General features: G+C 60.3%; 18 protein-coding genes. 13 read left to right on the top strand and 5 right to left on the bottom strand.

What is annotated here, in order from left to right; translation table 11 throughout:
- Nucleotides 1-20: 20 nt before the first annotated feature.
- The 12 genes from AAGS40_RS23185 to AAGS40_RS23130 all read left to right on the top strand — a co-directional run bounded on the left by AAGS40_RS23185 (nt 21) and on the right by AAGS40_RS23130 (nt 7,664).
- A complete protein-coding gene (locus AAGS40_RS23185) occupies nt 21-605 on the top strand; it encodes a phage baseplate assembly protein (protein WP_345815256.1) in 585 nt (194 codons plus the stop codon).
- Nucleotides 602-1,090, top strand: a complete 489-nt coding sequence (locus tag AAGS40_RS23180; RefSeq protein ID WP_345815254.1) for a phage GP46 family protein — start codon at nt 602-604, stop codon at nt 1,088-1,090. The genes AAGS40_RS23185 and AAGS40_RS23180 overlap by 4 nt, the downstream gene beginning before the upstream one ends.
- Nucleotides 1,091-1,123: 33 nt before the next feature.
- On the top strand, nt 1,124-2,182 hold the full coding sequence (locus AAGS40_RS23175) for a baseplate J/gp47 family protein (protein WP_345815251.1): 1,059 nt from the start codon (nt 1,124-1,126) through the stop codon (nt 2,180-2,182).
- The gene (locus AAGS40_RS23170) at nt 2,176-2,925 is read left to right on the top strand and encodes a hypothetical protein (RefSeq protein ID WP_345815250.1); all 750 of its coding nucleotides are present in this window, start codon (nt 2,176-2,178) and stop codon (nt 2,923-2,925) included. The genes AAGS40_RS23175 and AAGS40_RS23170 overlap by 7 nt, the downstream gene beginning before the upstream one ends.
- Nucleotides 2,926-2,928: 3 nt before the next feature.
- Nucleotides 2,929-3,687 (top strand): hypothetical protein, encoded by a 759-nt coding sequence (locus AAGS40_RS23165; protein ID WP_345815249.1) that lies wholly within the window; start codon nt 2,929-2,931, stop codon nt 3,685-3,687.
- The gene (locus AAGS40_RS23160; protein ID WP_345815247.1) at nt 3,687-4,232 is read left to right on the top strand and encodes a hypothetical protein; all 546 of its coding nucleotides are present in this window, start codon (nt 3,687-3,689) and stop codon (nt 4,230-4,232) included. Before AAGS40_RS23165 ends, AAGS40_RS23160 begins: the two co-directional genes overlap by 1 nt.
- Before the next feature lie 141 nt (nt 4,233-4,373).
- Nucleotides 4,374-5,465 (top strand): hypothetical protein, encoded by a 1,092-nt coding sequence (locus AAGS40_RS23155; protein ID WP_345815246.1) that lies wholly within the window; start codon nt 4,374-4,376, stop codon nt 5,463-5,465.
- 66 nt (nt 5,466-5,531) lie between these two features.
- Nucleotides 5,532-5,735, top strand: coding sequence for a hypothetical protein (locus tag AAGS40_RS23150; protein WP_345815245.1), 204 nt, complete (start codon nt 5,532-5,534; stop codon nt 5,733-5,735).
- On the top strand, nt 5,732-6,187 hold the full coding sequence (locus AAGS40_RS23145; RefSeq protein ID WP_345815243.1) for a glucosaminidase domain-containing protein: 456 nt from the start codon (nt 5,732-5,734) through the stop codon (nt 6,185-6,187). The genes AAGS40_RS23150 and AAGS40_RS23145 overlap by 4 nt, the downstream gene beginning before the upstream one ends.
- Nucleotides 6,188-6,197: 10 nt before the next feature.
- Entirely contained in the window at nt 6,198-6,455 is a 258-nt protein-coding gene (locus tag AAGS40_RS23140) for a hypothetical protein (protein ID WP_345815242.1), read from the top strand.
- Nucleotides 6,452-6,694 (top strand): hypothetical protein, encoded by a 243-nt coding sequence (locus AAGS40_RS23135; protein WP_345815241.1) that lies wholly within the window; start codon nt 6,452-6,454, stop codon nt 6,692-6,694. Before AAGS40_RS23140 ends, AAGS40_RS23135 begins: the two co-directional genes overlap by 4 nt.
- A gap of 148 nt (nt 6,695-6,842) precedes the next feature.
- Nucleotides 6,843-7,664, top strand: coding sequence for a DNA adenine methylase (locus tag AAGS40_RS23130; protein ID WP_345815240.1), 822 nt, complete (start codon nt 6,843-6,845; stop codon nt 7,662-7,664).
- Nucleotides 7,665-7,733: 69 nt separating this feature from the next.
- On the opposite strand, the gene AAGS40_RS23125 is transcribed toward AAGS40_RS23130, so the two are convergent.
- The 3 genes from AAGS40_RS23125 to AAGS40_RS23115 all read right to left on the bottom strand — a co-directional run bounded on the left by AAGS40_RS23125 (nt 7,734) and on the right by AAGS40_RS23115 (nt 11,098).
- Nucleotides 7,734-8,078 (bottom strand): DUF6693 family protein, encoded by a 345-nt coding sequence (locus AAGS40_RS23125; RefSeq protein WP_345815239.1) that lies wholly within the window; start codon nt 8,076-8,078, stop codon nt 7,734-7,736.
- Nucleotides 8,079-8,736: 658 nt separating this feature from the next.
- Entirely contained in the window at nt 8,737-9,780 is a 1,044-nt protein-coding gene (locus AAGS40_RS23120) for an SDR family oxidoreductase (protein ID WP_345815238.1), read from the bottom strand.
- Between the two features lie 346 nt (nt 9,781-10,126).
- A complete protein-coding gene (locus tag AAGS40_RS23115; RefSeq protein ID WP_345815236.1) occupies nt 10,127-11,098 on the bottom strand; it encodes an LLM class oxidoreductase in 972 nt (323 codons plus the stop codon).
- 1,493 nt (nt 11,099-12,591) lie between these two features.
- Here AAGS40_RS23115 and AAGS40_RS23110 point away from each other — a divergent pair.
- Complete coding sequence (locus AAGS40_RS23110; RefSeq protein WP_345815235.1) at nt 12,592-13,101, top strand: DUF3331 domain-containing protein; 510 nt, start codon at nt 12,592-12,594, stop codon at nt 13,099-13,101.
- Nucleotides 13,102-13,235: 134 nt separating this feature from the next.
- Here AAGS40_RS23110 and AAGS40_RS23105 read toward each other — a convergent pair whose 3' ends face one another.
- Together AAGS40_RS23105 and AAGS40_RS23100 are read right to left on the bottom strand one after the other, a co-directional pair.
- On the bottom strand, nt 13,236-14,750 hold the full coding sequence (locus AAGS40_RS23105) for an acetyl-CoA hydrolase/transferase family protein (protein WP_345815233.1): 1,515 nt from the start codon (nt 14,748-14,750) through the stop codon (nt 13,236-13,238).
- Nucleotides 14,751-14,793: 43 nt separating this feature from the next.
- Nucleotides 14,794-15,159, bottom strand: coding sequence for a BON domain-containing protein (locus tag AAGS40_RS23100; protein ID WP_345815232.1), 366 nt, complete (start codon nt 15,157-15,159; stop codon nt 14,794-14,796).
- Between the last annotated feature and the right edge of the window lie 64 nt (nt 15,160-15,223).

Raw genomic sequence — 15,223 nt, 5'->3', positions numbered from 1 at the left:
AGCCCGACTAAAGGTGAGTCATGAGAAAGGTAGTGCAGCGTGCCCGAACGACGTTCCGGCGCGCTTTTGTCGTTGGGATAACGCAGGCAGCGAACAAGGTCGTGACGCTCGCGGGTCTGGCTGACCAGCAGAAAACCGCCGAATGGATCGAGCCCTACGGCCTGGCCGCCACGCCGAAGATCGGTGCCGAAACCGTCGCTCAATGCATCGACGGTGACGAGTCGCATAACGTCGTCGTGGTCGTCGGCGATCGCCGCTTTCGCTTCGTGGTCGACGATGGTGAGGTGGCGCTCTACACATACATCAACTCGCAGCGGCCGCACCGTCTGCACTTCAGGAATGACGGCACCATTCAGCTGCTCGGAGAAGCGCTGCGTATTGAAGTGCCGCAGGGTGCTGACCTGATTGGCGATCTTCGCATCACTGGCGACCTGACTCTGCAAGGCAACTTTGCGCAGACCGGCGACCAGAATGTGACGGGCGACATCACGGCCAGCGGCACGGTGACAGGCGACACAGACGTGAAGTTCGGCGCCGTCTCCGGTCTGCAGCATCGGCACGGCGGTGTGCAGCACGGAAATGAAGAATCGGACGGTCCCGAATGATTCGATGCTCTCCCACTTACGGCGACGGATGGGATTTCGTCGCCATGCCGGATCCGACCGGTGCTGCGGATTTCTCGAACGTCCCCGACTGGCAGGTGAGCAACGGCGACCTTGCCGCTGGCAACCAGCTACATAGCGCAGTCATCATCCAGCTGCTGACAGAGGCACGCGCGCCTGCCGACTCACCGTTTCTGGATAACCCGGAAGACAGACGCGGATGGTGGGGCGATGTCTACAGCCCATTTCCTGTCGGAAGTCTGCTCTGGACGCTTTATCGCCAACCACTAACCGACCAGGTCATCGAGGCTGCAGGCGGCTATGCACGGGACGCCATGCAGCACCTTGTCGATCAGGGCGCAGCGGCGCGTCAGGAGTGCACGGTCACCGCCGACAAGCGGCAAGGCGCGATGTTCATCCAGCCAATGCTATACGGCCGCGATGGTCGGATCATTTACAACAGGCAGTTCCGTCGCTACTGGACCTGAAGGGTCATGTAGCGGCGATCTTTTTTCGATCTCATGGACCAACCCACTCAGGCCAGCCTCATCGAGCGCGTGCGGCAGGGATTCCGCGCGAAGCTTCCAAATTCCGATGCATGGATTTTCCCGAACAACCTGTGGATCGCGGCGACCGTCGTTGGCGGCATGCTGTGGGAACTGTATGCGCAGGCAGTCGCAATCCTTGCTCAGTGCATGCCGGATACCGCTACGGGCATCTGGCTTCAGCGCTGGGCCAACCTGTTTCGCGTCTACGTCAAGATGCCGCAGGCCGCCACAGGCCCACTTGTTGTCAGCGGTATCCCCGGAACGGACGTGCCCGCCGAGACCATCTTTGCTCGCGCAGACGGTACCCAGTACGTCACGCAGACGGATCTGGCACTTGACGCAAACGGCGACGGCGTCGCGACGGTCGCGTGCTCGGTGGCGGGTTCTGACGGCAATGCACTGGCTAACGATCCGATGACGCTCGTTTCAAGTGTGCCGGGCCTCAATTCAGACGCAGTGGTCGGGGGCGGTGGCATTGGAGCTGGCACGGACATCGAAGAGGATGACGATTTGCGCGCTCGGATGCTCGCACGGATGGCGCGACGGAACCGCTACGGAACCCTACAGGACTATGAGGATTGGGCCCTCGAAGTGCCGGGCGTGACGCGGGCGTGGGCGTCGTCCGTCGGCAACGTGATCAACGTCTATTTCGCAATGGACGCCGCATACCCAGGTCAGTTCGGAGTGCCTCAGCAGAGCGACGCCGTAATTCTCGATGCCTATCTGACGGACCCGTGTCGCAAACCGATCGGCGCCATTCCGATGGCGAGACTGCCCACGGGTATCCCGCTCAATATCACGATCCGGTGCCCGAGCCCGTTCACCGCAGCTATCCAGAGTGCGGTGCAGTCGGAGCTCGACAGCTATCTGCTGCGTACTGCATCACCGGGACGGGGCTATACCGCGCAGGACATGCAGCGCGTGATCGATGCTGCCGCGTTGTTCGACTACACGTTGCCTCAGTCGACGTTCGTATCGAGACCGCCGGCCGAGCTCTTCACGCATTCAGTCATCAACTGGGAGACGTGCTGATGACCACATGCAGGATCACAGACGATGCATGCGGGTGGAGCGATGACGATTACTTCCAGGCGATCCAGCAGAATCTGCCGAAGGGCGCCATCTGGTCATTGGAAGACGACACGCGAGTGATCGCCCGCTTCTGGCGCGCCATAGCTTGCGGGTTTGCCGCGTGCTCACAGTTCCTGTGCGGCATCTTGGCAGAGATGTTTCCCTGCACGTCCGTCTCGATGCTGGAGCGGTGGGCAGCGATCTTCGGCTATCCAAGTGACTGCCCGGCGCCCGAACTGACCTACGAGCGTTTGTGCGAGTGGATTGCGCTTCAGGATAGCCCGTGCGCGGGTCCGACCATAGCGTTCCTTCAGCAGGTTGCCGAGTGGTTTGGATACCCGCAGGCGAGCCTGGCGGAGTGGGGTGTCCCCCAGTCGTCGATGGGGTGCGGCCAGATCGGATGCATGCAGATAGGCGGCAGTCCCGACGCTCCAGCGCTGCATGGGTGCAGGCAATTTCTGCTGGTGAGTGTGAATGCCAATGCCGACGCAGCAAGCGCTGAAATGGGCTGCGCGCAGATGGGTTCGAACGACCTGTCGTCTGGCAACTGCGCACCGCCGGCCGCCACCCGTTTTGCACAGATCGGTTCGTGCAGCTTCCAGCTCGGCTGCACACCGGTCTGCGGCGCCGACCCTCCGCCACTTATGTGCCTCATCGCGAAGTTCGTTCCGGCACATGTGTGCGTTACCTATCGGGAGTTCTGATTCATGCAAGGTTTCAACATCAACGAGGTCGCGCAGCCTTCCTCAATCGTGACCGGGCAGGTGGTCCCGCCAACGGGCGGCGGTGGGTGGGCAGTCAACTGCCAGCCCGGCCTGGACGGCACGACGCCAGATGCAGACTTCTTCAATGACCTCGTTGGCAACCTGCTGCGCGTGCTGCAGGCGGGCGACGTCACGCCAACGCCGAATCGCTATGATGACCTGCTCCAGGCTATCAATGCGCTGATCAGTGAGGCCTTGAGCGGCCCCGGGCAAGCCATCGACGCGCTGCAGAAGGCGGGCCCGTTCGTGCGGCAGGGTGGTGGCACCGGGCAGGGCGCAAATACCGTTCATGTGGGATGGCGCGCTGACGGCTCCGGTCTGGGTGTGACTGTGGATTCGACGGATCTCGGCGACGTGGTCTTCAATGCTCAATTGAATGCAGTCGCCCAGTCGCTGCAGAACGAGATCGATAGCAAGCAGCCATCGGGAAGCTATCAGCCTGCGGGGAATTATCAGCCAGCTGGTAACTACCAGCCTGCAGGCAATTATCAGCCCGCAGGGAACTACGCGTCGCAGGACCAGCTGGGTTTCGGCGTCAACACAGTGGGCTACCGGGCTTTCATCGTCCGCAATGGAGACAGCAGCCAGTCGGCCCCGGAGGGCACCGTTCAAGCGCTGCCCGGAAGGCCGGGTGCCTGGCTGAGTGGAGGCAACGCCGCTGCGGCATCCGACAATTGGTGTGTCTGGACAAGGATTGCGTGATGAATTACACGACAGTAACTAACCCGGTTTATGGCAGTGCGGACGGATCGTGCATCGCTTGCATGGTGCAGTTCGATGGCTTTGCGGAGCCCGTGCAATTCCTCGCGGTGCGGGACGATCCGGTGCAGCACGGCGCGGAGATCTTCGCGGATCTGGCCGCCGGGAAATATGGCCCAGTGGGAGCCTACGTTGCGCCCGCGTTGACGCCAGAGCAGCAATATGCCGCAGCCATTTCAGCCGGATTGTCAGTCAGAAGCAGCTCGGTGCCAGCGCTCGAAGGCACCTATGGCGTGTCGGCTGAGGATGTCAGCAACATTGCCGCAGAGGCGCAATTCATCTCGACGTATTCGGAGTTCACGAACGGCCAGTCCAGCTTCGCGTGGCCCGATGCCGGTGGGGACCTCCGCACCTTCACGAGCACAGCATCTTTCATGGCGTTCGCGAAAGGTGCTGCGCAGTACGTTTCCGGTTGCCGACAGGCGCTCAATGCCTTGCGGAGTGGCGCAGAAGCCGTGTTTCCGTCAAACGTCGTCGATCTGGGGTAGGGCATGCAGGGATTTCAGATCAATAGCGTAAGCGTTCCATCCAACGCCGCACAGGGGCAGGTAATTCCGCCGACCGGTACCGGCGGATGGGGGCGTGATTGCGCGCCTGGGGTCGCGGGGACAAAAGTCGGTGCCGACCCGATGAACGATCTGCTTGGCAACCTGCTTCGCGTCCTGCAGCAGGCAGGGATCACGCCGACAGCAAACCGGTACGACGACCTCGCGGACGCACTCAACAAGCTATACCAGGGGCCGTCGTCGGACGCGGGAAACGTGCTCGTGTCAGGCACGGACGGCAAGGCGTTGCTGACGGATGCCGCTGTGAAGCAGCATCAGACCGTCACGCAGCAGAGCTGGGATGCAGTGAACAAGGTGCTGACGTTCACGAACGAGGCAGGCCAGACGCTGACAGTCAACCTCGCCGCTGTCGATGCACATCTCGCCGGCGCGACGCTCCAGGCGGGGGTACTGGTACTGCAGGGCACCGACGGCGAGCCCGACGTGCAGATCGATCTGACGGCCTTCCTGCAGGCAGTGTCGGCCTCGTCCGGCCTCGGCATAACGGTCTCAGGGACCGGGACAGCGCAGTCGCCGCTGCAGGTTTCCGTGGCGCTTGATCCCATCGACGGCAACCTATTGCGTGCTGGACAGAACGGTCTGAGCGTGCGAGTTGAGGCGGCCGACGTAGCCGGGCTTGCGGATGTGGCGACCTCAGGCAGCTACAACGACCTGAGGGATTTGCCTGCCGCTGCGGCCGCGAGCCTGCCCGGCTTCCAGATCGAACCGGGCAATACCTCGCAGGGCAACTTCGGCCGTGGCATTGACATGGGGAATTACTACCAGCTTGACATGAGCCTGGGCAATTCCCTGAATGGCTTGAGCGTCGAGTTCAATGACGACAAGACGATGAATCTACCCTTCGGCACTTACCTCGTCGTTGGCTCTGCAAACATCGTGGCTGACTCGGAAGACACATTTCAGTCGCCCATTCAGATGGTGTTCTCCGCTGGCTTCCTCGGTTTCGGGTTTCCCGGGATCTATCAATACAGCGCGCAGTATTTTCCACCGCCACCCGTGTCCACCGTCACACAGGGCGGTGAGCTTGGCTACCTGTCGTTTTCCAGCGTCGTGCGGATCGCTAACCCGGTCGCGGTCTGCTTCTCAAAGATCGTTGGCCCGGGCGGCGTAGCGCTTCGCCTTCAAGGCAATCTCGCGTTCCTCAAGATCGCCTGAATTTCCGGCAGTAAAACTCGATCACAGCCGCCCACCGGGCGGCTTTTTTCATTCTTGGGGTACTCGATGTCCGAAGCAGACAAGCACGCCGCGATCAAGGAGGCGTTCCAGCGCGAAGAAATGAAGGTGGTGTTCCGCGAGTCACTTGATGCGTGGCTCGACAAGCAGTTCGCGCAGTTCGGCAAGTGGACGTTAGGCGCCCTCCTGGCTGCAGCGTTTGCGGGCTGTGTGTATCTCGCGCTCGTCGGCCAAGGATGGATCCACAAATGAACGCGAGCGATTTCATTGCGGCGATCGCGCCGGCCGCGCAGGCCAGCGCAAAAAACACGCGCATCCCAGCATCGTTCGTAGTCGCGCAAGGGGCACTCGAATCAGGATGGGGGACTTCAGCGCTGGCGATGCAGGCTTACAACCTGTTCGGCGTAAAAGCCGATGCGTCCTGGCACGGGGCGGTCATGGAGATGAACACATCGGAGTTCATACAGGGACAACGGGTAACAGAGCCAGCGACCTGGCGTAAGTATCCCGACTGGCAAGCCTGCATGGACGACCACGCAACGTTCCTCGTCGCGAATCCGCGCTATCACCCCGCGTTCTCGTGCACCAGCGGCTCGGCGTTCGCAATGGCGGTTGCCGCGGCAGGATATTCCACCGATCCGCAATACGGACAGAAGCTCGTCTCGATTATCCGGACGCACAACCTATCGTCACTCGACTGTTAAAAGGAGCAGCATGAACCAATCGTCGCCCACAGCAACCGGTACGGCCGGTGCCGCAATCGCATGCCTCGTCGCTGTCATTGCGTCTTTGAACAACCGTTTCGGTCTCGGTTTGAATGCGCAAGACCAAGTGTCGATTTCGACAGGCATTGTCGTCAGCGCTCACTGGCTTGTTCAGCAATACACGAGTCGCCGAGCCGCCAATCCGGCGACTGCACAACCCGCTGCGAGCGTTGCGCCGCTCGTGGCTCAACCCAAGGAGACAGCATGAAACGAACCATCGCATGCCTTTTGGCAAGCCTTCTCGCGACTGCGCTTGCGGCTTGCGGCACGCAGCCACCTTTGTCCGACACACAGCAACTCGCGATCGCATGTCGGGCTGCTGACGGCGGTCTTGCGATTGCAACTGACGTGTTCACGGGGGGCGCATTGAATACGGTGCAGTCTGATATTACGCCAGCGATTGACGGCGTATGTCCGGCTGTCGCCACAGCACCGATTCAGCAGTAACGGCAGCATTAGAGAGACAGGGCGATCGGTTCGATGTGAGGGCATCGAGCCGACCACCTTTCCACTGCCCATGCCAGTGAATTAGCCAAGGCCCTGCTACCTTCGAAGGCGGGGCGAATTCTACCGGTTACGTTCCGGCAAAATCACGATGGTAAACCCGATAGTCCCGTGGCTGGGCGGCAAGCGCCGTCTGGCCGACAAAATCATTCCACTGTTTCCGCAGCACGACTGCTATGTCGAAGTGTTCTGCGGTGGAGCGGCGCTGTACTTCCTGCGGCCGCAACCCGCCCGCGTCGAAATTCTTAACGACCTGAACGGCGAACTCGTCAACCTCTATCGCGTGGTTCAGAACCACCTCGAGGAGTTTGTTCGACAGTTCAAGTGGGCGATCTCGAGTCGGCAGGTCTTTAAATGGCACCAACAATCGGTCCCGGAAACGCTCACCGATATCCAGCGAGCGGCACGGTTCTATTACCTTCAGCATCACGCGTTCGGCGGCAAGGTTAGTGGACAGCATTTCGGTACAGCGACAACAGCGCCAACCGTCAACCTGCTGCGTATTGAAGAGAGTCTATCGGCGGCGCACCTTCGCCTTGCCGGTGCGACGGTCGAGAATCTGTCGTGGCTGACGTGCATGGAGCGCTACGATCGTAGTCACACGTTTTTCTATTGCGATCCGCCTTACTGGCAGACCGAGGGCTATGGCGTCCCTTTTCCATTCGAGGAGTACGAGCGCCTTGCAGCGTTCATGCTGGAGTGCAAGGGCCGGGTGATGGTGAGTATCAACGACCACCCCGACATCCGCCGAGCATTTATCGGGCAGTCAATGCTGGAGCTCGACATCCGCTATTCAGTGAACAACGCGTCGGGGTGTGCCCCCTCGTCTCAGCCAAGCCGTGAGCTTGTCATTGCGAATTGGGATCTCGAAGCAGGCGCTGATGACCTCTTCGGCTCCTTTTCGGAAGGCTGAGACTTAAGGCGGAGGGTTATGACGGTGCGCGGGGCGGCACGGCGCTATCGCGCTTGCGGCCGTCCAGCGTCATGCCGAGGCGTGCGAAATGACGCGAGTGTGGCTCATGCAATGCGCAATAATTTTGTACATGAAGAAGATGTAGCCGACGCCGAGCGTAACCACTGAGATGATCGCCCAGATCACGATGTTGCCGATGATAGTTGCCAGATCGATCGTGCAGGCGAGTCGTCCGATTTCGCGACCGTCCGCGCTGTAAGCAGTCGTTTTGCTGATGACGAAGCGGTACAGGTAATACGGGTAGACGAACAAAGCGAACCCGAGTGTGAGCGGTACGAGCAGAACCCAGATGATAGCGTGGCCGATGATGTCCGCGATGGTTAGGCTGGATTTGAGGATGAGATTACCTTGCATTAATAGTCCTTGATAGAGAAAATCACTGCTTCACGGGATAAATGCCGATCATCCGAATGGCACATCGAAAAGCGGGGGGAGATTAGCGCCTACTACTCAATTCCTACAACTCAAGATTACTACCGCTTGCGCTTTTTAATTCGCTCAACTACAAGGCAGCCGAACGGTCGGCTAACGAACAAAAAAAAGACGACACCAGTGGTGTCGTCCTAAGCGAACCATGGCCCTAGCAGGGGGGGTCCAGCCACAGTTCGAGACCAGCGGCGATTCTCGCACTCACGGTCCGGCGTATCCATGCTGTTGCTCGTAAATTCATAAATAATCACACGTCGGCATAGTGCCGCGGCGGTGGAGAGCGCACCATCGGCGCGGGAAAACGGTGTGGGTTTTTCTGCCTCAAACCTGCAAACACTGTTCACATATACAGCATCTCGGCTGCCTGCAAAGCCTTATAGGACCGTCGCTCCAAGACAAACTGCTGTATAGATGCACAGGCGTATCGGTCTTCAAACCCAGTTGAGGGCGTCAGACGTTCTCAGGTCGGTTCGACTCCGGCTGCCTTCCGCCACGGATTTCGGACATCGCCCGTTGAGCACACTATCGCTCCGTTGCTCGGCCGCCCATTTTCATACGACGGCTTTTCGCGCGGCAGAATCTTTCAGGGAATGTAACGTTGCTCCCTAAGCTCGGTCAGCATCTCGATGTACATTTCCTCTGAATCGATGCAATCATGGAAGCCGTGTTTGCGCGCCTTTATCGTGCTGGAGATGTTGTCGAAAGTCGTTTTGAAAATCATGTCGCCAAACTTCCACGACACGATCTGGTCGTATGGGTAATCTCGAAGGTTGTGCTTCTCGACCAGCCTCTTCCACAGTTCTGCCTTGTCGGCCATCATCTGCTGTAACACCATGGGGAACGGCTCCCCGGCCGCCACTTCGAAAAACCGCGCCAGACGCGGCCAGACGCGAGACCATCTGAAGTAATCGCCATTGGTGATGTTGTAAATCTCGCCTCGGCATGCGTCGGTCTCGCCGGCCCAATCGACAGCGCTCGCGAGAATTCGCGTATCGGTCACCTGGTAGAGTGCGTCATAAGCGGCGCGCGAGCCGGGAAAAGACATGGGAACGCCCAAGGCCTTCGCCAAGGTTCCATACACAGCAATCACCATCAGCAGATTCATGGGATTCCCCACGGCTACCCCTGCGACACCCTCGGGACGAAATGCGGTCCAGGACCATGATTTGCCCACTGAACGTTCCCGAAGGAAATCCTCCTGATCGTAATAGAAATTCGGTGGCATATGGCGCGGGTCGCTTTCCTTCGCGGGCGACGGAATCGGGCCAATATGCACGCCGTACGCCTTGCCTCCCTGCATCAGCGCGACGTGTTGCAGGTTCGGAGCGTGCTTCTCCATGACCTCGACTATGTTCTTCAACATCTGCAGATTCACCGCGACCAGTTCCGCTGGCGTTGGCTTCTCCTGGTAGGCTGCGAACACGAGATGCGTCGCTTCCGGTACTTGTGCAAGTAGCGCCTCGCAGGATTCTCTGTCCAGCAAGTCAACCGCCAGGTGCCGCGCGCGCGTCGGGAAATCAGGCGCGCGTCGGGAAACGGCGACCAGATCGACGCCTTTGGTTTCATAGTGTGCGAGTAATCCGCGCCCGATCACTCCGACCGCGCCTGCTACGACGACTGTTTTCATGTTCGTATGCTCTCCAGCGTTTTCGAAACGAAAATGTTCACCCATAGCGACTTCACGGCTGCGAGTTCCCGGCCCCGCGAAGCGACATCGCATCAATCTGTCATTCGCCCAATGAGATCGCTGCTCGTCGTAGAACTTCGGCGCCGTCGAGCGGTGACCGCCTCACCCTTCGTACCGCCTCTTCCAGAACTCCATGCGCCGCCGCTAGCCGCGCCGCACGAGAGCATCCAATTTCGCGCACTGGCCATCTTCGGGCAGGTATCGACCACTTGAGCGGGCAGTGCTGATGCGCTGGGCGTCGCGGTGACCGGATAGGAAGTGCCGGTCGTCGCTCTCCAGCATCTGCTCAGCTCGCCATGACAAAGTCCGGGAGAACGAACTCACCGAGCTCCTCGATGACCTCCGCTGCGGGGCGTTGGCCGTATTTCAGATTGAAGATCACATGGTTCACGCCAACCTCCTCCTGCAGGCTGTGCAGCAGCGCAATCAGGTGATGTCGTCCCAGTTGATAGCCCAGGTGGATCGGCCGCGGTGGTGTCTGCGGGTCGGCGGTCAGGTCGATGTAGAGCGACTGGGTGAAGGGTTTGAACAGTTCCCCGCACTCGGCACGGACCGCCGTGCGCCAGCGCTCGACAATCAGCTGCTGAACCTTCGGCGCACGCGGATAGGTGATCCAGCCATGACTGTAGCGTGCGATCCACTCCAGCGACTGGCGGCTATGGCCGGTGACGAAGAAAGGAATTTCCGCCGTGGTCGGCTTGGGAATCAGATCTGCTCCCTCGAGCCTGCCGCCGGACCAGGTCACAGTCGCGAAACTGGTGAGCTGAACCTTGCGAAATACCTCGAGATATTCGCGGAACAGGCTGCCGCGCTGCTCCGGGTCCACACCGAATGCTGGAAACTCTACTGGCCGGTCACCGGAAGCCACGCCGAGTAGCAGGCGGCCACCACTGAGCTGATCGACACTGGTTGCGGCCTTGGCGGTGTGGAGGGGATTGCGGATTGGCAGGATGACCGACGCGGTACCCAGCGCAATCGAGCGAGTGTGCGCCGCCATAAAACCCAAGTAGACCCACGGATCGAAGACTTGGCCCGAATCACCGAAGCTGGGGTCGCGTAACGGCACGTCGCGAAACCAGAGAGCGGAGAAACCCAGTTTTTCGGCCCGGCGGGCGAGGCTCACCTGGTCGAGCATGCTTGGCGTGTCGCCGGTGAAGGCTTCGAGAGGAAAGAAAAGACCGAGGCTCAGGCGCCCTTGGCGGTAGGTGCGCTGATAGCCAGGTTGTTGCTGATAGGGAATGGAATTCGGAGAAAACATGCTCTGGCCTGCACATTTCGAAATATAGGTATCTGAGAGGCTGAGACACCGGCGAGCAGGTATCGAATCAGCCCTTTTAAATGGGCCGCCGCATGTTTCCCGAGCAAAATGTCCGGCATTGCATTTGCGCACTTCGGCGGTCACCGCGTCGGCAATCGAGTTCCGACGGCCGCCGAGTCAGCACGGCCTGACGGCCGAGCCGCAGGTCGGACTCTCTGTGGTCGGCATCGTGTTTGACCCACTCCAGCGTGTTCGCGGTCAACAGCGCGCATCAGCAATGTCACCTGCGTGCAGTGGCGCTCCGTACCGACGACCGTTCTGATGCAAGTAAAGTACTTTCGTCAGGCGAGCAATAATAGATCAGGATACCTTATTGAGTGGCGAGCACTACATTCGATAGGGATAGGGGTATCGTCTGCGAACTATCAAATCGATCAGTCCGAAACGCCAACCGATCCGTTGGTCGCTATTTGAACGACATCCCTTTGGGCGATGAGATCAAGTCTAGTAGGAGCGCAGCAGCGCTTCTTTCCAGTTTCTGCCGAAACGTGTCGAAATCTTGCTTCATGGCGAGTGCGACATTCATCGAACGGGAATCAGGTCGTCAAGTGTGGTACGCAGCGCAGCCAGTCTGCGACCGCTCTCATCGGGCCTTCAAAAGCCGTCACCCCTCATCCGGATGGCCGACTCAATTATTCGCTAACTCTGTGTCATTGCCTGCGCTATAACATACTTGCAGGGGCGAGTGCCACACGGCAGTTGTTTACCACGTCCGTTGACATTGTTGATCCGGACGCCGACTCGCGCCGTGAGCCGCGACCGCGCGCGCTGCACTCAGCACCCTCCCGATTCCCCGACTGCGTACCCAGGTGTGGAATTCGACGCATACGGCGGCGTGTCCGACACATAGGTACGAAGTAGTGCAAAACATGCCAGAGCCTCGGTCCGGCTGACGGTGCACGCTGTCATTCTTTCGGGAGCGGGCACGTCCCGATAGCGGAGGTGCCTCGGCAGAGAGGCTCGCCCGAATTTCCGGAGCGAGCGGAAATGGCCTCATCGCGGGACTCGCTCCTGGCCAGGCCGGTGTCGCTGGCGCGACCCGTTGACTACGAAGAGGTGATGAAATGAAAGTGCAACCTTCCGCAGTCGTTGCGATATTTTTGCTCTCGGCCGCTGGTGCTGCGCACGCTCAAGGCATGCAACCGTCGGGCAATGTCGATCAGTCAACCGGGCAGCAGTCAATGAATGCACCGCAGCCCACGAGGCCGATGGAGCGCGACAATGTCTGGGACTACGGCGCCCAGCCCGGCGGACGGAACGGTTATGGCAAAACGCGGGGAGGGGAGCCGTGCGTGGTCGGATTGTCGTGCGATATTTATCAGGGCAGCTAACGTGCTTGCAAGCGGCAGGCCGTTTCCTCGTGCAGGGCCGGTGCCCGCGAGACTGCGGCTAACTGCGATTGAGCAGGGTCTTCGTGCTGAGGTGTCGTTTTCATGATGCGGTTGACCGGGGTGGCTCAGTACGGAGGACAACACGTTATGGTCACGAGGCGGCAGCAGCGCAGAATCTGGTCGGGCATTCTCGATCTGCTGCGATCGAAATCGCCAACGGATCACCCATCTGTTGCGTCGCAGGGGTTGGTACGCCGGACAGCGCCGTCGCGCGACGCCGAGCGTCGCGCCGGGCTGCGTCCTCACAACCGCAACCAGCTGGTGATCGTTCTCGACCGCCTCGACCAGAACGCCATCACCGTTTCCTGGCGCGATCCGCAGGGGGGCTGTTACGCAGAGCAGACATGGCGCCTGAGGCACGCACCACATAAGGGGACTTGCGTACTCAGCGGGCGCGCCATCGTTGCCGGCACACCCGTGTTCATGCCGTTTTCCCGTCCCCGTCCAGCCAACGCTGGCGAGATGATCCTTCCCGCCGCACTGTCTCAGGAGGACGGTGTGCTCAACGATCCCACACATCCGACGTTCTCGGTGCACGGCGCAGATACTTGAAGTAGCGACCGGTCCCAGTGCGCCCGAATGTTATCGAAGTGCAGGTGAAAGACGACGCGGGCAGGCGGGTACCCGGACACGAGGCGGCGCATTCGGGCCGCCTGCCAGGGTATCGCCGCCGGGCGGCGTCGCCATTACGGCTTCATTGAGCCGGTGCGCACGAAGCGCTCGTGCCAGCTGAGAGCTTCGCCCAGCAGATGCGGTGTCTGCTTGCCAAAGCTCTCACGGCATGCACGCTCAAAATAGTCCTCGAGCATCGGCCGGAAATCAGGGTGCGCACAGTTCGCAATAATTTTCCGCGCCCGCTGCTTCGGCGACAGGCCGCGTACATCCGCGATGCCCTGTTCAGTGACGACTACCGCCACATCGTGCTCAGTATGATCGACGTGGCTCGCCATCGGCACGATCCGGGATATCGCCCCGTCCTTTGCCACGCTGGCCGACATGAAGAACGACAGATATCCGTTGCGCGCGAAATCCCCCGACCCGCCGATCCCATTCTGGATCTTCGTACCCATCACGTGCGTCGAATTGACGTTGCCGTAAATGTCGGCCTCGATCATGCCGTTCATAGCAATACAGCCCAGACGGCGCACCAGTTCCGGATGATTGCTGATTTCCTGTGGACGCAGGACGATCTTCTCGCGCAGCAAGTCGATCTGGTTCGCGAAACGCTTGACCGCGTCAGGGCTCAGCGACAGCGCCGTCGCCGACGCGCAGCTGAGCGTGCCGTCGGCGAGCAGATCGAGCATGCCGTCCTGGATCACCTCCGTGAACGCCGTCAGATTGGAAAAGCCTGCCGTGCTCAATTCCGCGAGCACCGCGTTGGGGATGTTGCCGACGCCCGACTGCAGTGGCAGCAGATTCGTTGGCAGACGTCCGCGCGAAACCTCATGACGCAGAAAATCGAGTAAATGCGCGGCTATCTGCCTGGACGTTGCATCCGGCGCGGAGAAGGCATTGCTGCGGTCCGGTGCGTTGGTTTCGACGATGGCGGTGATCTTGTCGGCGGGGCAGCGTAGATACGGCTGGCCGATGCGGTCGCTGCTCTTCGTCAACGGAATCGGCTCGCGGTTCGGCGGCAGCGCGGTGCCATAGTAGATGTCGTGCATCCCATCGAGGCCGGCCGGCTGACGCGAGTTGACTTCGAGGATCACTTTTCTCGCAAGCTCGAGCCACGTCTTGTTGTTGCCGACCGACGCGGAAGGAATCAGCAGCCCATCCTCACGGATGCCGGCAACTTCGACGATCGCCACGTCGATCTGGCCGAACAGTCCGAACCACGCATATTGCGCAACGTGACTCAAGTGGATGTCCTGATAGTCGAGTTCGCCGGAGTTGATCTTGTCGCGCAACGTCGGATCGGATTGATACGGCAGGCGCATGGAGATGCCGTCGACGCGGGCCAGCGCACCGTCGAGTTCCGGCGCCGTCGACGCGCCTGTGAGCACGTTGATGCGGAAATCTTCTCCGCGCTCGTGCGCCGTTTGGATCTGCGTCGCGAGCGCACTCGGCACCGCTTTGGGGTAGCCCGATCCGGTAAAGCCGCTCATCGCGACGGTCATGTTGGGGCGAATCTGGGCGGCGGCTTCGTCGGCAGTACGGACCAACGGGCGCAATGCGGGAGCGAGGATGCGTGACGATGACATGGGAGATTGCTGAACGAAGATCGGCACACGCCCGTGACGTGGCCTACTGCCCTCCGTAGCGAACCGTCAAACCGTTCTTTACCGACGAGACGCCCTCCACGCCTTTGGCAATAGCGGTGGCCTTGTCGATCTCGGCCTGATCGGTGGCCTGCCCGGCGAGCGTAATTGCACCGCGTTTGGCGATCACGTTGAGGCCATTCATCTGAACGCCGCCTTTCTGAAGGGCCCGGGACACTTTTCTGCTCAGCGCACGGTCGGCTTTACGAATGTCCTTCTTCGACATTCCCGCACTCGCCGACGGCGTGCCTGAGGAGGCCGCGGCGGCACCATCCGTTTGCGACCACACGTTGACGGAAAACACGGTCGCTAGCGCGATCGCGGCAAGTCTGAGCACATTGATTGTGTTCATCGTCTGGCTCCAGGTTCGCTTGACTGTCATGGGGGCACGATGAATTCTAGGCGGCCATGCGCGA

This window comes from Paraburkholderia sp. PREW-6R (assembly GCF_039621805.1).
Lineage (GTDB): Bacteria > Pseudomonadota > Gammaproteobacteria > Burkholderiales > Burkholderiaceae > Paraburkholderia.
Note: the sequence above shows the minus strand (reverse complement) of the source record. Positions and strands in the feature narration are given on the sequence as shown.